14 protein-coding genes are annotated in these 19335 nt (G+C 68.8%); 9 read left to right on the top strand and 5 right to left on the bottom strand.

Features of this window, described 5'->3' with window-relative positions; all coding sequences use genetic code 11:
- The first annotated feature begins 294 nt into the window (after positions 1 to 294).
- On the top strand, positions 295 to 1101 hold the full coding sequence (gene rpsB, locus AC3ANK_RS05380) for a 30S ribosomal protein S2 (protein ID WP_206859594.1): 807 nt from the start codon (positions 295 to 297) through the stop codon (positions 1099 to 1101).
- Between the two features lie 135 nt (positions 1102 to 1236).
- Complete coding sequence (gene tsf / locus AC3ANK_RS05375; protein ID WP_206859595.1) at positions 1237 to 2118, top strand: translation elongation factor Ts; 882 nt, start codon at positions 1237 to 1239, stop codon at positions 2116 to 2118.
- 618 nt (positions 2119 to 2736) lie between these two features.
- Here tsf and AC3ANK_RS05370 read toward each other — a convergent pair.
- The 5 genes from AC3ANK_RS05370 to AC3ANK_RS05350 all read right to left on the bottom strand — a co-directional run bounded on the left by AC3ANK_RS05370 (position 2737) and on the right by AC3ANK_RS05350 (position 12171).
- The gene (locus AC3ANK_RS05370) at positions 2737 to 5577 is read right to left on the bottom strand and encodes a TonB-dependent receptor domain-containing protein (RefSeq protein WP_484172310.1); all 2841 of its coding nucleotides are present in this window, start codon (positions 5575 to 5577) and stop codon (positions 2737 to 2739) included.
- A 144-nt stretch (positions 5578 to 5721) separates the two neighbouring features.
- Positions 5722 to 6699: a FecR family protein gene (locus tag AC3ANK_RS05365; protein ID WP_206859598.1), complete on the bottom strand. Its 978-nt coding sequence runs from the start codon at positions 6697 to 6699 to the stop codon at positions 5722 to 5724.
- The gene (locus AC3ANK_RS05360; protein ID WP_484172309.1) at positions 6696 to 7565 is read right to left on the bottom strand and encodes an RNA polymerase sigma factor; all 870 of its coding nucleotides are present in this window, start codon (positions 7563 to 7565) and stop codon (positions 6696 to 6698) included. The genes AC3ANK_RS05365 and AC3ANK_RS05360 overlap by 4 nt, the downstream gene beginning before the upstream one ends.
- 54 nt (positions 7566 to 7619) lie before the next feature.
- The gene (locus AC3ANK_RS05355) at positions 7620 to 9167 is read right to left on the bottom strand and encodes a sulfotransferase family protein (RefSeq protein ID WP_484172308.1); all 1548 of its coding nucleotides are present in this window, start codon (positions 9165 to 9167) and stop codon (positions 7620 to 7622) included.
- A gap of 64 nt (positions 9168 to 9231) precedes the next feature.
- Entirely contained in the window at positions 9232 to 12171 is a 2940-nt protein-coding gene (locus AC3ANK_RS05350) for a TonB-dependent receptor (protein ID WP_484172307.1), read from the bottom strand.
- A 422-nt stretch (positions 12172 to 12593) separates the two neighbouring features.
- On the opposite strand from AC3ANK_RS05350, the gene pyrH reads away from it, so the two are divergent.
- From pyrH to rseP, 7 genes are all read left to right on the top strand, one after another.
- Positions 12594 to 13319: a UMP kinase gene (pyrH, locus tag AC3ANK_RS05345; RefSeq protein ID WP_206859603.1), complete on the top strand. Its 726-nt coding sequence runs from the start codon at positions 12594 to 12596 to the stop codon at positions 13317 to 13319.
- A gap of 141 nt (positions 13320 to 13460) precedes the next feature.
- On the top strand, positions 13461 to 14420 hold the full coding sequence (locus AC3ANK_RS05340; protein ID WP_206859605.1) for a cation diffusion facilitator family transporter: 960 nt from the start codon (positions 13461 to 13463) through the stop codon (positions 14418 to 14420).
- Positions 14421 to 14525: 105 nt separating this feature from the next.
- On the top strand, positions 14526 to 15083 hold the full coding sequence (gene frr, locus AC3ANK_RS05335; RefSeq protein ID WP_484172306.1) for a ribosome recycling factor: 558 nt from the start codon (positions 14526 to 14528) through the stop codon (positions 15081 to 15083).
- Between the two features lie 21 nt (positions 15084 to 15104).
- Positions 15105 to 15872 carry a polyprenyl diphosphate synthase gene (gene uppS, locus AC3ANK_RS05330; protein WP_206859612.1) on the top strand — a complete coding sequence of 256 codons (768 nt, stop codon included), beginning with the start codon at positions 15105 to 15107 and terminating at the stop codon, positions 15870 to 15872.
- A complete protein-coding gene (locus AC3ANK_RS05325; RefSeq protein WP_206859613.1) occupies positions 15869 to 16720 on the top strand; it encodes a phosphatidate cytidylyltransferase in 852 nt (283 codons plus the stop codon). The genes uppS and AC3ANK_RS05325 overlap by 4 nt, the downstream gene beginning before the upstream one ends.
- A 47-nt stretch (positions 16721 to 16767) precedes the next feature.
- The gene (locus AC3ANK_RS05320) at positions 16768 to 17934 is read left to right on the top strand and encodes a 1-deoxy-D-xylulose-5-phosphate reductoisomerase (RefSeq protein WP_206859616.1); all 1167 of its coding nucleotides are present in this window, start codon (positions 16768 to 16770) and stop codon (positions 17932 to 17934) included.
- Positions 17935 to 17961: 27 nt separating this feature from the next.
- The gene (gene rseP / locus AC3ANK_RS05315; protein WP_484172305.1) at positions 17962 to 19326 is read left to right on the top strand and encodes an RIP metalloprotease RseP; all 1365 of its coding nucleotides are present in this window, start codon (positions 17962 to 17964) and stop codon (positions 19324 to 19326) included.
- The last annotated feature ends 9 nt before the right edge of the window (positions 19327 to 19335 follow it).

The following is a 19335-nucleotide window of genomic DNA, read 5'->3' as shown; positions in this document are numbered from 1 at the left end:
TAACGCACTGTTACGGCTACAATCCCGCGGCTCAGCGACCGGCTCCGTCCGATCCTGACCGCCCACGCCAGGGCGAGAGCGCACCGGCCCCGTCCGGAACGCAGGCGAATACACACCCGCAGCCACACGTCGTGCCGGGGTGCCGGACGTCCACCAGGACGCCTGGTTCGGCCACGAACGCTGCGGGGAGGCCCAACCCCGGAACCCCTGCCCCCGGCCCCTGCCGGCGGTACCGCCCTTCACACCGTGCTTTGTTCACGCGGGCGGCCGGTTCCACTGCCTGGAGTCAAAGCAATGCCCCAGATCACCATGCGCCAGATGCTCGAAGCCGGCGTCCACTTCGGCCACCAGACCCGCTACTGGAACCCGAAGATGGGTCCGTACATCTTCGGCGCGCGCGGCAAGATCCACATCATCAACCTCGAGAAGACCGTTCCGCTGTTCAACGACGCGATGAACTTCATCTCGGGCGTCGCCCAGAAGCGCGGCATGATCCTGTTCATCGGCACCAAGCGCAGCGCGCGCGAGGCGATCAAGGAAGAGGCCGAGCGTTGCGGCATGCCGTACATGACCCAGCGCTGGCTGGGCGGCACGCTGACCAACTTCCGCACGGTGAAGCAGTCGGTGCAGCGCCTGAAGGAGCTGGAAGCGGCCGAGACCGACGGCACCTTCCAGAAGCTGGTCAAGCACGAAGTGCTGGGCCTGCGCCGCGAGCGCGAGAAGCTGGAAGCCTCGCTGGGCGGCATCAAGGACATGAACCGCCTGCCCGACGCGCTGTTCGTGATCGACATCGGCCACGAAGACATCGCGATCAAGGAAGCCAAGAAGCTCGGCATCCCGGTCATCGCCGTCGTCGACACCAACTACGACCCGGCCCTGGTCGACTACGCCATCCCGGGCAACGACGACGCCATCCGCGCCGTGCAGCTGTACGCCCGTGCCGCCGCCGACGCCGTGCTGGAAGGCAAGGCCGCCGCTCCGTCGGCCGCGTCGGTTCGCGAGGAAGACTTCGCCGAAGCCGCCGAGGGCGAGGAAGGCAAGGCTCCGCGCCGCGCCCCGGCCAAGAAGGCCGCCGGCAAGAAGGCCGAAGCGGCCGAGTAAGGACCGCGTCATGTGGCCGCGCCAAGCTGCGCGGCCACGTCCGAAGTTTCTGCGTCGCGCGGGCCAGGTCCCGCCGCGATGTCCGGAATCGCAAAAGGCGGGTCGCGACCCGCCCTACACCATAGAGGTACCCCCATGGCAGAAATCACCGCTTCCCTGGTCAAGGAACTGCGCGAGCGCACCGGCGCCGGCATGATGGAGTGCAAGAAGGCGCTCACCGAGAACAACGGCGACATCGACGCCGCGGCCGAGTGGCTGCGCAAGTCGGGCCTGGCCAAGGCCGACAAGAAGGCCGACCGCGTCGCCGCCGAAGGCCGCATCGCCGTCGCCCAGAACGGCGGCAAGGCCGTGCTGGTCGAGATCAACTCCGAGACCGACTTCGTCGCCAAGGACGAGAACTTCCTCGCCTTCGCCAACGCCGTCGCCAACGCCGCGCTGAGCTCCGGCGCGACCGACGTCGAAGGCGTCAAGGCCGCCAAGCTCGCTTCGGGCGAGACGGTCGAGGAAGCCCGCGCCGCCGCGATCGCCAAGCTCGGCGAGAACATCCAGGTGCGTCGCCTCGCTCTGGTCGACGGCAACAACAACGTCGCGGCCTACGTGCACGGCGGCAAGATCGGCGTGCTGGTCGAGGTCAAGGGTGGCGACGCCGACCTGGCCCGCGGCCTGGCGATGCACGTCGCCGCGATGAACCCGCCGCACATCAAGGCGTCGGACGTCCCGGCCGACTTCGTCGCGAAGGAAAAGGAAATCGAGCTGGCCAAGATGTCCGACAAGGACAAGGCCAAGCCGGCCGACATCCTCGAGAAGATCATCAGCGGCAAGATCGCCAAGATCGTCAACGAGGTCACGCTGTACGGCCAGCCGTACGTGCTGGACACCAACCAGACCGTCGAGCAGGTCCTGAAGGCCGCCGGCGCCGAAGTGGTCGGCATGCAGCGCCTGGCCGTCGGCGAAGGCATCGAGAAGGTGGTGGAAGACTACGCCGCCGAAGTCATGAAGCAGGCCGGCCTGGCGTAAGCCTCCGGTCCCTTCGGACAGAGAAAAGGCCGCGAGCGATCGCGGCCTTTTCCTTTTCTGCGGCGCGAGGGGAGAGAGGAGCGCGCCGCGGGGGAAGGTCTGGAGAAGCCGTCCGGGGCTTCTCCAGAAGGGATCTCCGCGGCAGGGTCCGCTTCGATCCGCAGGCGAGTCCCGTGGTTCCCGCCAGGTACGCACCCTCCTGGTACGCATGAAACGTGGCTGCCCGGATGGACCGCCGAAAAAGTGCGCCATCCATGGCGCGGAGACATCCGTATCCGTCGTCCTGATCCCGTTACGACCTCCATAACGGGGGCGGGGCGCCTCCCCCCTACCCCCGGCGGACATATTTTTTCCGGGCTCGTCATGGGCGGGCTTCCCAAGCCCTTCTCCCATCGGCGACCGGAGGGAGTGCGGAGGGGTTGGGGCAGCGGAGGGTCAGCGCGCGAGAAAGCCGAAGCGCCCAGCTGTTGCAGTCCGGGTAAGCGAAGCGCACCCGGGGACGCGGCCGTCTCTCCGAGCCGGGTGCGCTTCGCTTACCCGGGCTACAAGAGCTACAAGCGCTTGGCCCCCGCCGGCGGGGAATGACGAATCGAACGGCGAGCGACGTACGTCCCCGCCTCAGAACCGGTACGTCGCACTCACCAGGTAATAGCGCCCGCGCGGGTCGTCGTAGGCGATGTCGTAGCCGCCCTTCAACGGGTCGTAGTTGCGCGGTTCGCGGTCGGTGACGTTGTCGATGTTCAGCGACAGGCGCCAGTGTTCGAAACCGACGTACGCCAGGTACACATCCGCCGTCGTCGAAGCCGGGGTACGGCATTTCCCCGCCTCCGCGTTCGGGGCCGGACAGGGGCGGCCGGGCGATGCGATCTCCACCGGGCCGAGCTGGTGCACGTTGAGCGTGGAGATCCAGTCGCCGTACAGCCATTCGATCCCCGCCAGCACCGAGCGTTTCGGCGAACCGTGGCCGGCGTAATCGAGCACCGGCGCATCCGGACTCGCCTGCCGCTCCAGCGACGACAGATAGCTCGCGGCGAGGCGGAAGGTGAAACGTCCGGCGTCGGCAGTGTCGAGGCGGTACTCGGACTGCAGTTCCCAGCCTTCGGCCTGCGTGCGACCGACGTTGGTGAAGTAGTCGTTGATCGCGATCAGCCCACCCTGGGCGTCGCGTTGCCAGGACAGCGGGAATGACTCCGGATCGGACAACGCATCGGTGGTGACGATCTCGTTGCGGCGGCGGATGCGGAAGCGGTCGAGGCTGACGTCGAACGACGCCGTCGGCGCCCACACCAGTCCCAGCGTCTGGCTGCGCGAGGTTTCCGGCTGCACGTCGGGATTCTCGATCGCGCCATGCGTGACGAGGCAGTAATCCACGCCCATGAAACTGACCGGCACGGCGCAGGGCGCCAGCGCAGGCGTGGCTTCGACCACCTCGAACGTGCCGCCGCCGATGCTCGGGCGGCGCAGTTCGAACAGCGACGGAGCGCGATAACCGGTCGCCGAGGTCGCACGCACCGTCAACGTATCCAGCGGCATCCACTTCAGGCCGAACATCGGCGAGGTTTCGCTGCCATATCCCTGCCGATGATCGATGCGCCACGCGGCATCGGCATGCAGCCAGGTCGTGATGGGCAGGCTCATCTCGGCATAGAACGCCGAGCTGGTCCGATGATCGTCGAGCCGGCTCTTCTGCGCGCCCAGTGCCACGTCGCCGTCGAGCATGCGCTGGTCCGGCGCGTTGCGCAGCGCATCGCGCGACCACTCCACGCCCAGCGCGACCTGCGCCTGCCCGCCCGGCAGCGTGAACCACGCGCCGTTGGTGGCGAAGGTGACCTGGTCGAAACGCGCGTCGCCCTCCACTTCTATCCGGGGCGACATAACGCTGATCACCTCGGGCGGATTGTCCGGCGAGTTGAAGCGATAGCTGAAATCCGCCAGCGCCTGCGACAACGCCGCGGTGCTGATGAGGCCGTCGATCTGGTTGTCGACGCGGTTGCGATGATGCGACGCGCCCGCGCGCCATTCCCAGTCGCCCCACAGGCCGGACAGGCCGAGGTCGAGGTCGGCGCTTTGCGAACTGCTGCGGCTGCGGATCGGCCCGACGTCGAAGAACGCGTAGTCCAGCTGCACCGGCGTCTCGGGCGGAAACGGATTGTCCGGATGCACCGCCGGCAACCGGATCGATCCGTACAGCGGCGCGCCCTGCAGCCGCTGCTGCACCTGGCCCAGGCGCAACGAGCCATCGAACTCCAGCGTGCCGCCCAACGGCTGGCGCAGGCGCGCGTAGACCGCGCCGCTTTCCATTTCCGGTTGCAGCGTGAGGTACTGCGGCACGTCGAGGAAGCACCCGCCTTCGGCATCGCGCACCGCATCCGGGCAGGCCGGCTGCACGATCGTCAGGTCGATCAGGCTGAAGTACCCCAGCGGGATGCGGCGATCGGTTAGCCCCATGCGGCTCTGGTCCGCGGTGCGCCAGCCGCGCGCGTCGCCCTGCAGCGCGTCGCGATGGAAATAGTCGGCGCCGAGGAAGAAATTGCCGTCGTTCCTGGTCGCCTGGCCGTAGCTGAGCGACAGCCGGCGCTGCTCCGCATCGCCCTGCTCCGACAGCCCGTAGCGCGCGGTCACCTCGCCGCCCTGCTGTTCCTTGCGCAGGATGATGTTGATGACGCCGGCCATCGCATCGGCGCCGTAGATGGCCGACGCACCGCCGCGCATCACTTCGATGCGGTCGACCATCGTCAGCGGAATGCCGTTGAGATCGGTGAGTCCGCCCAGGTCCGCCGACGCGAGGCCGTAGTTCGCCACGCGCCGGCCGTCGATCAGGATCAGCGTCGCGCGCGGACCCAGTCCGTACAGGCTGGTCGTCGCCGCGGCGGCGAACGGCTGCTGCGAGTTGAAGCCGCCATCGGTCGCCACGTCCACCGGGTGGTGGCTGATCATGCCGGGCTGGTAGCTCAGCAGTTCGAACACCGTCTGGTAGCCGCTGGCCTCGATCTGCGCGCGGCTGATGCGCGTGAGCGGCGCCGGCGTCACCACGTCGATGGACGCGCGCGGGATGTGCGTGCCGGTGACTTCCACCGTCGCCAGTTCGACCGGCTCGCGCGAAACCACGGGCGTGGGCGGCGCGATGTCGGGCGTGGGCGCGCGTTCGATCAGGAACGTGTTGGGCGTGACCTGCACCGCCTGCAGGCCGCTGTCGCGCAGCAGTATTTCGAGCGCGCGCGCGGGCGGCAGGTCCGCCTGCATGCCGGACGAACGCCGCTGTGCGACGAGACCCGGCGCATACATCAGCTGCACGCGGCCCTGCGTGGCGAGCGTCTGCAATGCGTGGTCGAGCGTGCCCGCCGGGATGACGAAGCGCACGGCCGATGAAGCGGATTCGGCGGCGAGCGCCGGTGCGGCGGCGCAGGCGAGCGAAAGCGCACCGGCAATGGCGAGGGCGAGTCGGAACTTCCTGGCCATTGTTGCTTGCGCGAGTCAACGTGAAAGTTGCTCACACGATACGAGAGCGCGGCTCCGCCACGCAACGTTTGCTTAACGATCCGGCGCCATACCTTGCCGGATCTGTGGTTTCGCGCGGGAAAGATGCGACGCGCGGCCGACCGCTCAGCGATCGCGCCGATGCAGCACGATCTCGTCCGCGCCGCGACGTTCCGCGCGCAGCGACCAGCCTCGTTCGAGCACCGCGACCAGCGCGTCCTGGTCGCCGGCGTGGAACACGCCGCTGACCACCAGACCGCCCAGAGCGGGATCGGCCAGGCGCACCTGCTGCTTCGAATAGCGGTTCATTTCGATCAGCAACTCGTCGAGACGACGCTCCCTGAACACCAGGTCGCCCTGCGGCCAGGCGCGCGCGCCCGTCACGTCGAGCGGCGCCTTCGGGCCGATGCGGCCGTTGGCGTCCACGCGCACCTGCTCGCCCGGCGAGAGCGTGGCGACGTTGCGATCGCCCTTCGCGCTCACGTCGACGCGGCCTTCGAGCAGGCCCACGTCCACCGCGCCGTCGCGGTGCGCGACCTGGAACGTCGTGCCGATGTCGCGCACGGTGCTCGGCCCGGCCTTCACCCGGAACGGCCGCTGCTCGTCGTGCCCGACGACGAACTGCGCGCGGCCCTTCGCCAGTTCGACGAGACGTTCGCGCGAATCGAACATCGCGGTGAGCTGCGTGCCGGTATCGAGCAGCACGACGGTGCCGTCGGCCAGCGTGACTTCGCTCTGCTCGCCCATCGCGGTGGCGTAATGCTGCGGAACCACGGTGGATTCAGGCTCGTAGCGCCACCAGATCGCGGCCACGGCGACGACCAGCATCGCGGCGGCGGCGGCCGGGATCCACGCGCGCCGTGCGGTGATCGCCGGCGCGCGGCGCACCGCACGGGCGGCGGCGCGGACCATCTCGTCCGACTGCAGCTGCGCCGACAGCGCCTGCACGCGTTCGACCTCCAGCCAGGCCTCGATGTGCCGCGGCGATTGCGCCAGCCAGTCCTCGAAGGCCGCGCGGTCGGCCGGCGTGCAGTCGGGCGCCATCAGGCGCGCCATCCATGCTTCGGCCTGGCCGTCGGCGGGTTGCGACGTCCGTGTGTTCATGTGCGTTCCTCGCGATCGGCGCCCTCGTCGCGGAGCTTCGAACGAAGCAGCGACAGCGCCTTTCCGATGTGCTTTTCGACGGCCTTCACCGAGATTCCGCAGTGCTGCGCGATCTGGCTGTAACTCAGGCCCTCGATGCGGTTGAGCAGGTACACCTGGCGGCAGCGGTCGGGCAGCTGCAGGATCGTCGCGCGCACCAGCGCCAGCTCCTGTTCGTGCCCGATGCGCGTCTCGTGGCTGGGCTCCAGCGACGGCAGGCCGACGAAATCCTGGTCGAGGCTGACGTGCGCGAACACCTGCCGCGTCGAATCGCGCCGGCCGCGATCGTGGATCACGTTGATGGCGATGCGGTACATCAGCGGGCGCAGCTGTTCGACCGGCTGCTCGCGGTAGCGCATCAGGCGCACGAGCGCTTCCTGCGCCACGTCCTGCGCGTCGTCCTCGCCGATGCGTCGACTGAGCCAGGCGACGAGCATCGGCCGGTGCTCGCGCAGGAACCGGTCGAAGCCGTCCGCGCCCTCGCCCACGGCGGGCGGCACGTCCTCGTCCGGCGGGCTGGCGTGGGTCGTCGCGCCCGAGGGGGTCATGCCGATCGCCTCGCCCGTGGGCAGGGCCAGCCCGAAGGCCGAAAACGATTCGAACGCATGGTAGGGACCGGGGGCTCCTGCGGGGGCGGCATCGAGCTCGACGCGGTCCGGATCGCCCCACTCCAGGCCGGTTTCGTCCTCCGAAACCGAGCCGCAAACACCGGACTGCGCTTGCTGCAATGCGAATTTGTAGCACGCGCGCACGGTCCATGCGGAGCCCTCGCCGGCCAACGGGCCGACGGCATCCGTCGCGAGCGCGTGGTACGAGCGTCCGTCCATGCCTCATCAACGCAGGCGGCCGGCTTTACCCCACCCGGCGCGGCCGGCGTCCGTTCAGGACTGCAACGCGGTTCGCAGCGGCTCCAGCCAGGACGCGTACCGGCGCCACTTGGGCTCGGCGCGGGCGCGCACGCCTTCACGGACCTGAACCGCGCTGGCCGTCGCGACCCCGCGATCCCGCCCGCGCGTGTCCAGCATCGCCGGCGTGAACTCCAGCCCGCAGAACGCCGCGACCCGGCGCATTCCGACATCCGGCTGCGCGGTGAGCCCGGCGTAGTCCACGTCGAGCACGCGGCCCGGGAACCGCGCGTGCCAGTGCGCCATCAGCCGCCGGTACTGCGCGTGGTAATCGCCCAGTTCGTGCTGCCCGTATGAATGCGGATTCGCGTCGGAGAACAGCTCGCGCAGGTTGGAGAAGCACGTCTCCATCGGGTCGCGCCGCATGTGCAGGATCTTCGCGTGCGGCAGCGCGCGGCAGATGTGTCCAACGTGGAAGAAATTGGTGGGCAGCTTGTCGGTGAAGGCGGTTGCGCCCTCCAGCCGCCACGCGACTCCGTCGAGATAACCGCGCCCGACCTGCGCGAAATCGACCGCTCCCGCGCGCTCGACGACGGTCGTGTCGATCACGCCGCGACAGTGGCGATCGGTCGCCTCGCGCATGCGCGAGGTGAAGTCGTACAGCTCGCCCAGCGCGGCGACGCCGGGATGTCCGGCGAGCAGTTGCTCCAGCAGCGTGGTGCCGGAGCGATGCATGCCGACGATGAAGATCGGCGTGGGGCCTTCGGCATCGCGTTCCGCGGCGGCGGGCGTCGGCGCTGCGATCAGCGCGTCGACCACCGCACGCGTTTCGGACGCCGCGTAACGCAGCGTCGACCGCTTCGCACGGCAGCCCAGCTCCAGCGCCTGCCACGCGGCCGGCACGTCGCCGAGGTCGTCGAATTCCTTGTGCAGCGCGAAGGCGAGCAGCGCGACATCTTCCGCGCGGCGGCCCGGTCGCGAAAGCTGCGTGCGGATCGCATCGACGTGGTTGGACTCCGGCGTCTGCCTGCGCAGGCGCGACAGCGACCACCATGCCGAGGCCAGTTCCGGCGCGCGCCGCACGCAGCGCATGAGGTCCGCTTCGGCCTCGTCGAACCGTCCGAGATACGTGAGCACCTGGCCGCGCGAGGCCAGCGTCGGCGGGTAATCGGGATCGCCTCGATACGCCTCGTCGAGCAGCGCCAGCGCTTCTTCCTGGCGATTGAGGTAGCTCAGCTGCGCGGCGAAGGTCAGCAGCAGCGGGATGCTCACTTCACGCAACGGCGGAAGACGCTGCATGCATTCGCGAAGCGCGCCGGCTTCGTTGAACGTGCGCAGCCGGCGCACGAGTTCCTGCACGACGGCGTCGCCGCGCGGGCGCAGCGCATGCGCGCGGAGCGCGGCCTCGCGCGCGGCGCGGTATCGGCCATCCAGCGATTCGACATAGGACAACTGCAACGGCGCCCGCGCATCGTCCGGCGCGAGCGTTTCGGCGGCCTGCAACGCCTGCCGGGCGTGGGCGAAATCGCGCGTGGCGGCGAGGCCTTCGGCGCGTTCCAGCAACGAATCTATGTTCTGGTCCATTTCATCCGGAAGGCCGCGACCGCCCCGTGCTTCCGCACGGGACGGCCACGGCGTGCTGCGGTTGTCACCAGTCGTACTGCACCATGAAACGCACCGCGCGCGGCGCCTGGTACACGGTCGGCGTCAGGTAGGTGATGCCGAACAGCGGATTGCCCGTGCTGTCCTCGCCGAACTCGTCCACCGCCAGCGCCTTCTGCCGGTTGAACACGTTGAACACGTCCATCTTGAACGCCAGGCGGCCCTCGGCGAACGACGGCCGGTAGGCCACGTTCAGGTCGACGTTCCAGATGTCCGGCGTGCGGCCGGCCGAGCCGCGGCGCACGATCGTCGTGCCGTTGCTGCCCGTCTCCGGATCCACCGGGCCGGTATCGCAAGAGAAGTAGCTCGCGCCATAGCCGGTGGGATCATCGGCGTACACGCCGAAGCAGTTGATCGGGCGACCGCTCTGGAACAGGAAGTTCGCACCCATCGACCACTGGTCGCTGAACTCGTAGTTGCCGAACAGCTTCAGCGTGTGGCGGCGGTCGTTCGGCAGGTAGCCGTCGGCGCCGACCATCAGCTCGGGGTAGTCGAAGTCCTGGGTGACGCCGGTGTCATCCTGGCCGATGTCGGACTTCACGCCGCCTTCCGCGTTGCCCTTGTTCTTCGACCAGGTGTAGGAACCCTGCAGGAAGAACTTGTCGGTCAGCTGGCCCTCGGCGAACAGTTCCACCGCCGTGTAGGTGCGCTTGGCCTTCGGGCCGAGCTTGTCGGCGGGGATCACCACGTGCTCCAGCGTGCCGTCGGCGTCGATGTCGATCTGCACGTCCAGGTCGCTGCCCGGGTTGTAGATGTGGCAGTAGGTGAACGCCGGGTTGTAGGAGTCGATCGCGTAGCCGTTGTCGGACGCCCACTCCTCGAACACGCGGTAATCGCAGTGGTCGTCGATGCCGCGCTTGAGCTCGCGGTAGATCGCGCGCACGCCGCCGGAGAAGTTGTCGGTCAGCGCCTTCTGGAAACCCAGGATGTATTCGTCCTGGTACTGCGGGTCCAGGTTGTTGGACGCGATCGTGCGCGGGTCCTTCGCGGTGCCGAACTCGTTGTTGAGGTACGACAGTTCGTCGCGCGCGTCGCCCGTGGCGGTCGGGTTGATCGGTGCGCCGGTCACCGGATCGACGCCGTCGTAGTGCAGGTATTCCTGGCTGTACAGCGACGGGCTGGAGCCGCGCACCGCCACGTTGGCGGCGATCGGCAGCGCGTAGCGGCCGGCGTTACCGAAGATCTTCAGCGACGAATCGCCGTTGACGTCCCACGAGAAACCCAGGCGCGGGCCGAACTGGTCGTCCTGCTTGACGTAGGTCTGGCCCTCGCCGTTCTTGTTCTCGAAGCTGTCCCAGCGCAGGCCGACGTAGGCGATGAAGTTGTCGGTGATGCTCCAGCTGTCCTCGATGTAGAACGCCTCGGATTCGACCTCGACGTCCGCACCGGTCTGGAACACGCGGCGACGCACCATGTCCTCGCCGCGACGGGTGACGTAGCGCCACGCGACGCCGCCCTCGCTCGCCTCGCCGTCGCGCGACTTGAACGTGTCGGTGTCGTAGCCGAAGCGCAGCAGGTGCGAGCCCAACTGCCATTCGGCGTCGATGCGGAACTGCTCGCGCTTGTCGCGCGCGTCGGCCAGGCCGAGGTTGCGCGCGGTGTCGGACGAACCGGTGAGGAAGGCGCACGAACTCGTGTACGCCGGGATCAGGCCGGCGACCGCGTCCGGACGGCCGTCGGTCACCACCGGGCAGCCTGCGGCGCCGATGATGCCGGTGGCGTTGTCCGGGCTCACCTGGCCGTCGTACACCAGGCGCTGGCCGTCGGCGTTCACCGCGTAGTTGTTGCGCTTGTATTCGCCCATGCCGTACAGCGCGCTGAGCGTGAAGGTATCGGTGAGATAGCCGGTGTACTTCAGGACGTAGTTGTCGCCGCCGGTCTCGTCGTGGACGGTGCCCAGGAAGTTCTGGCGCTCGCTCACGCCCTGCGGGTTGGCGTAGACGTCGCGCTCGGATTCCTCCTTGTCGGAGAACGCGGTGAATTCGAGCAGGTTGAAGTCGTTGATGTTCCAGTCCAGCTTGACCAGCCAGTTCGGGTTCTTGGAGGTCGTGCTGTCGTTGGCGACGCTGAGGTTGTTGCCGAAGCTGCGCTGGCCGCTCTCGCGGCCGTACTGCACCAGCGCGTAGCCGAACAGCGTGTCCTTCACCAGTGCGCCGCTGGCCCACGCGGAGACGATGGTCTCGGTCGGGTCGCGGTCGCGCGAGTTGTCGGAGATCAGCTGGCCGTCGGGCGAATAGATGTCGCGCCCGGTCGCACGCAGGCTGCTGGCGGTGTAGAAGATGTTGCCGCCGGCGTGGAACTCGTTGGTGCCGCGCTTGGTGATCAGGTTGACCACGCCGCCCAGTGCGCGGCCGAACTCGGCGCCGTAGCCGCCGGTCTTGATCTGCTGCTCGCCGATCGCCTCGAAGGGGATCGTGGCGAAGTTCAGGCCCTTGAACGAGTTGGTGATGTTGAAGCCGTTGACGAAGTAGGCGTTCTCGGCCACCGACGCGCCGCCGAACGACGCCAGGTTGCCGAAGGCCGCATCGCCCTTCACCGTGCCCGGCGCCAGCAGCGCGACGCTGGTGACGTCGCGCGGCACCGGGATCTTGGCGATCTGCTCGGCCGTCAGGATCGTGGTGGACTCCACCGAGGACACGTCGATCGGGTTCACCATCGCCGCGGCGGTGACCTGCACCGCGTCCAGCGTGGTCGCCCCCGCGGAGGCCGCCGCGAAGTTCACCGAGGTGCCGGTGCCGACGTTGACGGTGACGTTCTCGCGTACCGAGGTCGTGCCGTCGGCACGCTGCAGGGTGACGCGGTAGCTGCCGGTCGGCAGTGCGGAAGCGCGATACGAGCCGTCGTTGCCGACGCGGATCTCGCGTTTGAAGCCGGTCGAAGGACTCTCGACCACCACGGTGTCGCCGGCCGCTGCCTGGCCGAACACGGCACCGGCCGTGTTCGACTGGGCGTGAACATTCGTCGCAAAACAAAGGCCAAGCGCTACCGTCAGCGCGCTGCGTCGCAGCGCACGATTCATCGTTGTTCTTGCCACGTTTTGGATCCCCTAATGGAGTTGGGTGCCTTCCCCCCGAAGGCGAGCCGAATATGACTTTCGGCATCCCGCCCGTTCAATCCACGCGACGTGAAATTGTCTTAATCGAGCCATAACCGGCGGATCTGGAAAGATCTGAAGGCAAAGTCAGCAAAGTTCACAATGGCCATCCGGTCAAAAACGCACTTGCCCGTACGTTGCGATTGCATTACCGCCTCTCGATCGGGTCCGGGCGCGTCCCGTCGCCGCGCCTGCGGGCCTCACCCCCGATCCCGTACAATTCCGCCGTTTGCCCACTCTCTTCCGAGGCCCCCATGTCCCAGCTCGCCTATCGCCGTGTCCTGCTCAAACTTTCCGGCGAGGCGCTCATGGGGGACGAGGATTACGGGATCGACCCGAAGATGATCGGCCGCCTCGCCCGCGAGGTGATCGAGGCGCAGCAGGCCGGGGCCGAGGTCGCCCTGGTGATCGGCGGCGGCAACATCTTCCGCGGCGCCGGCCTGGCCGCCGGCGGCATGGACCGGGTGACCGGCGACCAGATGGGCATGCTCGCCACGGTCATCAACGCGCTCGCCATGCAGGACGCGCTGGAGAAGCTCGGCGCCAAGTGCCGGGTGATGAGCGCGATCAAGATCAACGACGTGTGCGAGGACTACATCCGCCGCCGCGCCATCCGACACCTGGAAAAGGGCCGCATCGCGATCTTCGCCGCCGGCACGGGCAACCCGTTCTTCACCACCGATTCGGGCGCGGCGCTGCGTGCGATCGAGATCGGCGCGGACCTGCTGCTGAAGGCGACCAAGGTCGACGGCGTGTACGACAAGGATCCGAAGAAGCACGCCGACGCGGTGCGTTTCGAAAAGCTCAGCTACGACGAGGTCATCGCCCGCGACCTGCAGGTGATGGACACCGCCGCCTTCGCCCTCTGCCGCGACAGCGACCTGCCGCTGCGCATCTTCGACATGGGCCAGCCGGGCCAGCTGCTGAAGATCCTGCGCGGCGAGCACATCGGAACGCTGGTGCAAGGACGTAACGGCTGAGGAACGAGGGAAAAGGAACGAAAGAACGGGGGGTCAGGCCCGCTCCAGGCCGGCGTGTCCCACTGTTTTCCCGTTCCTCGCCACTCGTTCCTCGCTTTGCGTAATAGCGTCCGCCACAACGCCCATGCCACCATCCGCCGCATGGGCCACGGACATCACCACCACCACGCCAGCAGCACGCGCGCCTTCGCCGCGGTCACGCTGATCAATCTCGCCTACACCGCGCTCGAAGCGGGCTACGGCTTCGCGACCAATTCGCTGGCGCTGCTGTCCGATGCGCTGCACAACCTCGGCGACGTGCTCGGCCTTGGCCTGGCCTGGGGCGCGGCGGTGCTCGCCCGGCGCGCGCCGACCGATCGCCACACCTACGGCTGGCGCCGCGCGACGCTGCTTTCGCCGCTCGCCAACGCGCTGCTGCTGGTGGGCTTCTCCGGCGCGCTGATGTGGGAAGCGGTGCGCCGTTTCGATGCGCCGCCGGAAATCCCCGCGCTGCCGGTGATGGTCGTCGCGGCCGTCGGCATCGTCGTGAACCTCGGCGCGGCCTGGCTGGTGCGCGAGGGCCATGAGCACGACCTCAACCGGCGCGGCGCGTTCCTGCACCTGATCGCCGACGCCGCCGTCTCGCTGGCCGCGGTGCTCGCCGGCATGGGCATGTGGTGGCTGGGGTGGGAATGGCTGGATCCGGCGATCGCGCTGCTGATCAGCGTGGTGGTCGCGGTCGGCGCCTTCGGCCTGCTGCGCGATGCGTTCAATGCCGCCATGGACGCCGTGCCGCCGAGCATCCGCCAGGCCGACGTGCAGGCTTTCCTCGCGTCCCAGCCCGGCGTGCAGGCGGTGCATCACCTGCATATCTGGTCGCTGGGCGCGGGCGAGATCGCCATGACCGCGCACCTCGTGCGTCCGACCACGGCGTCCGACGGCGGCGACCACGACGCCTTCATCGACCGGCTGAACCGCGAGCTCGACCAGCGTTTCGGCATCAACCATCCGACCCTGCAGGTCGAACTGGGCCGCGCCTGCGAACACGATCGCCACGATCGCGCGCCGCACGGCGGCCACGACCACGATCATGACCACGACGGCCACCGTCACGCCCACTAGGCGGGTCTGAACGCTACGCTCCCGGCGCCCGGCCCCCGCCCCGGGCGGGGACGCGCGCCCTGCCTATATAATCCCGCGATTACCGCAACAGGACCGGAGCCGGCGATGCTCAACGACATCAAGAAAGACGCACAGACCCGCATGGCCAAGAGCGTCGAAGCGTTTCGCCACGATCTGATCAAGATCCGCACCGGGCGCGCTTCCACCGCGCTGGTCGACCACCTCAAGGTGAACTACTACGGTTCCGACATGCCGCTCTCGCAGGTCGCCACGGTCGCCGTCTCCGACGCGCGCTCCCTGACGATCACCCCGTGGGAGAAGCAGATGGTCGGCGCGGTCGAGAAGGCGATCCTCGCCTCCGACCTCGGCCTCACCCCGAACACCGCCGGCACCGTGATCCGCCTCAATCTCCCGGCGCTGACCGAGGAGCGCCGCAAGGAGCTGTCCAAGCTCGTGCACTCGGAAAGCGAGAACGCCAAGGTGGCGATCCGCAACATCCGTCGCGACGCCAACCACCAGGTCAAGGAACTGCTGAAGGACAAGCAGGTGACCGAGGACGACGTGGCGCGCGCCGAAACCGAGATCCAGAAGATCACCGACGCGGCGATCAAGGACGTCGACGAAGTGGTCAAGGCCAAAGAGCAGGAACTCATGGCCGTCTGACGGGTCAGACCCCGTCGCGCCATGTCATCCGAACCCGCCACCGCAGACGCACGCGTCCCGCGCCACCTCGCCGTCATCATGGACGGCAATGGCCGCTGGGCGGAGCGTCGTCGTCGCCCGCGCGCGATCGGCCACCGCGCCGGCGCGCGCGCGGTCAACGTGTGCATCGACTTCTGCCTCGAACGCGGCATCGAGGCGCTCACCCTGTTCGCGTTTTCCAGCGAGAACTGGGGCCGCCCCGAGGATGAGGTCGGCGCGTTGATGAAGCTGTTCCTCGGCGCGCTGGAGCGCGAGGTCGACGAACTCGACCGTCGCGGCGTGCGCGTGCGCTTCATCGGCGAACGCGAACGCTTCAGCGAAGCGATCCGCAACCAGATGGGCGCCGCCGAGGACCGCACGCGCGCCAACACTCGCCTGCACCTGACCATCGCCGCCAGCTACGGCGGTCGCTGGGACATCGCACAGGCCGCGCGCTCGCTCGCGCGCGACGTCGCCGCCGGCCACCTGGATCCGGACGAGATCGACGAACGCGCGCTCGCCTCGCGCATGTCGCTGGCCGAACTCCCGCCGCCGGATCTGTTCATCCGCACCGGCGGCGAGACGCGCGTCAGCAACTTCCTGCTCTGGCAGCTGGCATACACCGAGCTGTGGTTCACGGACCTGTTGTGGCCCGAATTGGATGCGGCCACACTGCAACGCGCCCTGGACGACTATTCCGGCCGCCAGCGCCGCTTCGGCCTCACTGGCGCGCAGGTCGCGCCGGCCCCGACCAACGAGATTTCCGAATGACCCGAACCCGCCTGCTCGCCGCACTGGTGATGGCGCCGGTCGCGATCGCCGCGATCCTGCTGCTGCCCACCCCCTGGATGGTCGCGGTGGCGGCGGTGCTGTTCCTGGCCGGACTGTGGGAGTGGTTCGACCTGGCCGAGATCGACGACACCCTCGCCCGCACCGTGCTGCTGGTGGCCAACCTGGCGGTGATGGTCGCCATCGTGTGGGCGTCGCGTTCGAGCACCGGCTACAGCATGGTGCTGTTCCAGCTCGCCTGCGTGATCGGCGTGGTGTGGTGGCTCCTCGCGCTCGCGTGGTTGGGGCGGTACGGGTTCGCCAGCGACCACGACACCTACGCGCGTGTCTTCAAGCTCGCCGCCGGCGCGCTGAGCGTGATTCCCGCGTGGTGCGCGCTGGCCTGGATCCACGCCAGCGAACCCGCCGGCCACCGCTGGCTGCTCACCGCGCTGGCGATCGTCTGGGCCGCCGACAGCGGCGCCTACTTCGCCGGCCGCAAGCTCGGCGGCAAGCTGTTCGGCGACCGCAAACTCGCGCCGCGCATCAGCCCGAACAAGACACTGGAAGGACTGCTCGGCGGCGTGGTCGCCGGCATCGCGGTGGGCATCGCGTTCGCGCTGATCGCCGGCGCTTCGCCGAACCAGCTGCCAGCGGTCGCGCTGGTGGCGCTGGTGGCGGTGCTGTTCTCGGTGATCGGCGACCTGTTCGAGAGCCTGCTCAAGCGGCACGCCGGCGTGAAGGACTCGGGCAACCTGATCCCCGGCCACGGCGGCATCCTGGACCGCATCGACGGCGTGCTCGCGGCGTTGCCGGTGTTCGCCGTGGGCAAGGCCATGTTCGGTTTCTGATGATCGGCCTGCGATGAAACGTGCCCTGCACATGAGCGTGAACTGACATGCGTCGCGTCGCCGTCCTCGGAGCCACCGGCTCGATCGGCACGTCCGCGCTGGACGTGATCGCGCGCCATCCGCAGCGCCTGCGCGCCACGGTGCTGGCCGCCGGCAGCAATGCAGGCGCGCTGGTCGAACTGTGCCGCCGCCATCGTCCCGAGCACGCCGTGATCGCCGACGAGGCCTGCTTCGCCGCGCTGCGCGACGGCCTGCGCGATGCGGAACTGCCGACGCAGCCGCATTGCGGCGACGACGTGCTGCAGCAGCTCGTCGCCGGGGATGCCTGCGACATCGTGGTCGCGGCCATCGTCGGCGCGGCCGGGCTGCCGTCCACGCTCGCGGCCGCGCGCGCGGGCAAGCGCATCCTGCTGGCGAACAAGGAATCCCTCGTGCTCGCCGGCGAACTGCTGATGCAGGCCGCGCACGCCGGCGGCGCGACCATCGTGCCGGTGGACAGCGAGCACAACGCGATCTTCCAGTGCCTGCCCGACGCGCACGCGCACGCGGGCCTGCGACGCATCCTGCTCACCGCTTCGGGCGGGCCGTTCCGCGGTCGCCGTCGCGAGACGCTGGGCGATGTGACGCCCGAGCAGGCCGTCGCCCATCCGAAGTGGTCGATGGGGCCGAAGATCTCGGTCGATTCGGCCACGCTGATGAACAAGGGCCTGGAGGTCATCGAGGCGCACCACCTGTTCGGCGTCGACGGCGGCCGCATCCAGGTGCTGGTGCATCCGCAGAGTCTGGTGCATTCGCTGGTGGAATTCGTCGACGGTTCCACCCTCGCCCAGCTCGGCCTGCCGGACATGCGCACGGCGATCGCCGTGGGCTTCGGCTGGCCCGAACGCATCGAGTCCGGCGTGTCCGGGCTGGACATGCTGGCGCACGGCCGGCTCGATTTCGAACCGCCGGACCTGGACGCCTTCCCCTGCCTTCGCCTCGCGTTCGAGGCGTTGTCGGCGGGCGGCACCGCGCCGGCCGTCCTGAACGCCGCCAACGAAGTCGCGGTTTCAGCGTTTCTTCAGCGCCGCATCGGTTTCCTAGCGATACCCGCGCTGGTCGAGGACACCCTCGCCGCGCTTCCTTCCACCCCGGCGACGTCGCTGGCGGCCCTGCGCGATGCCGATGCCCAGGCACGACGCCACGCCGCGCAGGCCGTCGCCGCCCGTGCATGATCACCGCCCGCCTGAGCCCGCATCGTCATGAGTGAGTTCCTCGGCTCCATCTGGTGGTTGATCGTCGCCCTCGGCGTGCTGGTCACGTTCCACGAATTCGGCCATTACTGGGTGGCGCGCCGCTGCGGGGTCAAGGTGCTGCGCTTCTCGGTCGGCTTCGGCAAGCCGCTGTGGATGCGCCGCGGCAAGGACGGAACCGAGTACGTGATCGCCGCGATCCCGCTCGGCGGCTACGTCAAGATGCTCGACGAGCGCGAGTCCACCGTGCCGGCCGCGCTGCTTGCGCAGGCGTTCAACCGGCAATCGGTGTGGAAGCGCATCGCGATCGTCATCGCCGGCCCGATCGCGAACCTGATCCTGTGCGTGGCGCTGTTCTGGGCGATGTTCGTGGTCGGCCGCGCCGACTACGCGCCGGTCGTCGGCCACGCCACGGGCATCGCCGCCTCCGCCGGCCTGCGCCAGGGCGACACGATCCTCGCCGTGGGCGAACGCGACACGCCGACCTGGAGCGAGGCGGTGCTGGCGCTGATCCCCGCCGCGCTCGACCACGCCGACACGAAGGTCCGCGTGCGTACCGCCGCCGGCGACGAGGCCACGCGCCAGTTGCCCCTGTCCGACCTGCCCGCCACGTTCGACGAGCGGCGCGCGGTGGAGGTCATCGGCCTGACGCCGCGCCACATGCTGGTGCCGGCGCTCGTGGGACGCGTCGTGCCGCAGACGCCCGCCTGGGGCGTGCTCGCCGAAGGCGACCGCATCACCGCCATCGACGGCCAGCCGATCGCCGCGTGGGACGACATCGGCCCGCGCGTGCAGACGCTCGGCGCGCGCAACGGCCCGGCGATGATCGAGGTGGAGCGCAAGGGCGACCGCCTCGCGCTGGAGATCACCCCGCAGCGCATGAAGCAGCCGGAGACCGGGCAGGAATACTGGGGCCTCGGCGTGGGCGCGGCGCGCCCGCCGGAACCGGCCAAGGACGCGGTGCTGCGCTACGGCCCCGTCGCCGCGGTCCCGGCCGCGTTCCGCGAAAGTGTCCACCAGGCGCACGAATTGTTCGCAATGATCGGCCGCGCCTTCACCGGCCGCGTGTCGGTGCAGAACACCGTCGCCGGCCCGATCACCATCGCGCGCGCAGCGAACATGTCGGCCCAGCACGGCGCGGCGTGGTTCCTGCAGATGCTCGCGATGCTCTCGCTCAGCCTGGGCATCCTGAACCTGCTGCCGATCCCGATCTTGGACGGCGGTCACCTGCTGTATTACCTTATCGAGCTGGTCAAAGGCAGCCCGGTCAGCGAACGAGCGATGGCCGCCGGGCAGTACGTGGGCCTGGCGCTGATCGCCGGCCTGATGGGCCTGGCGTTCTACAACGACATCATGAACAACCTGGTGCGCTGATGCCGGACA

The sequence above is a fragment of the Lysobacter sp. SCRH-1R genome, from assembly GCF_057747855.1.
This window is presented reverse-complemented; position numbering and strand designations above follow the sequence as displayed.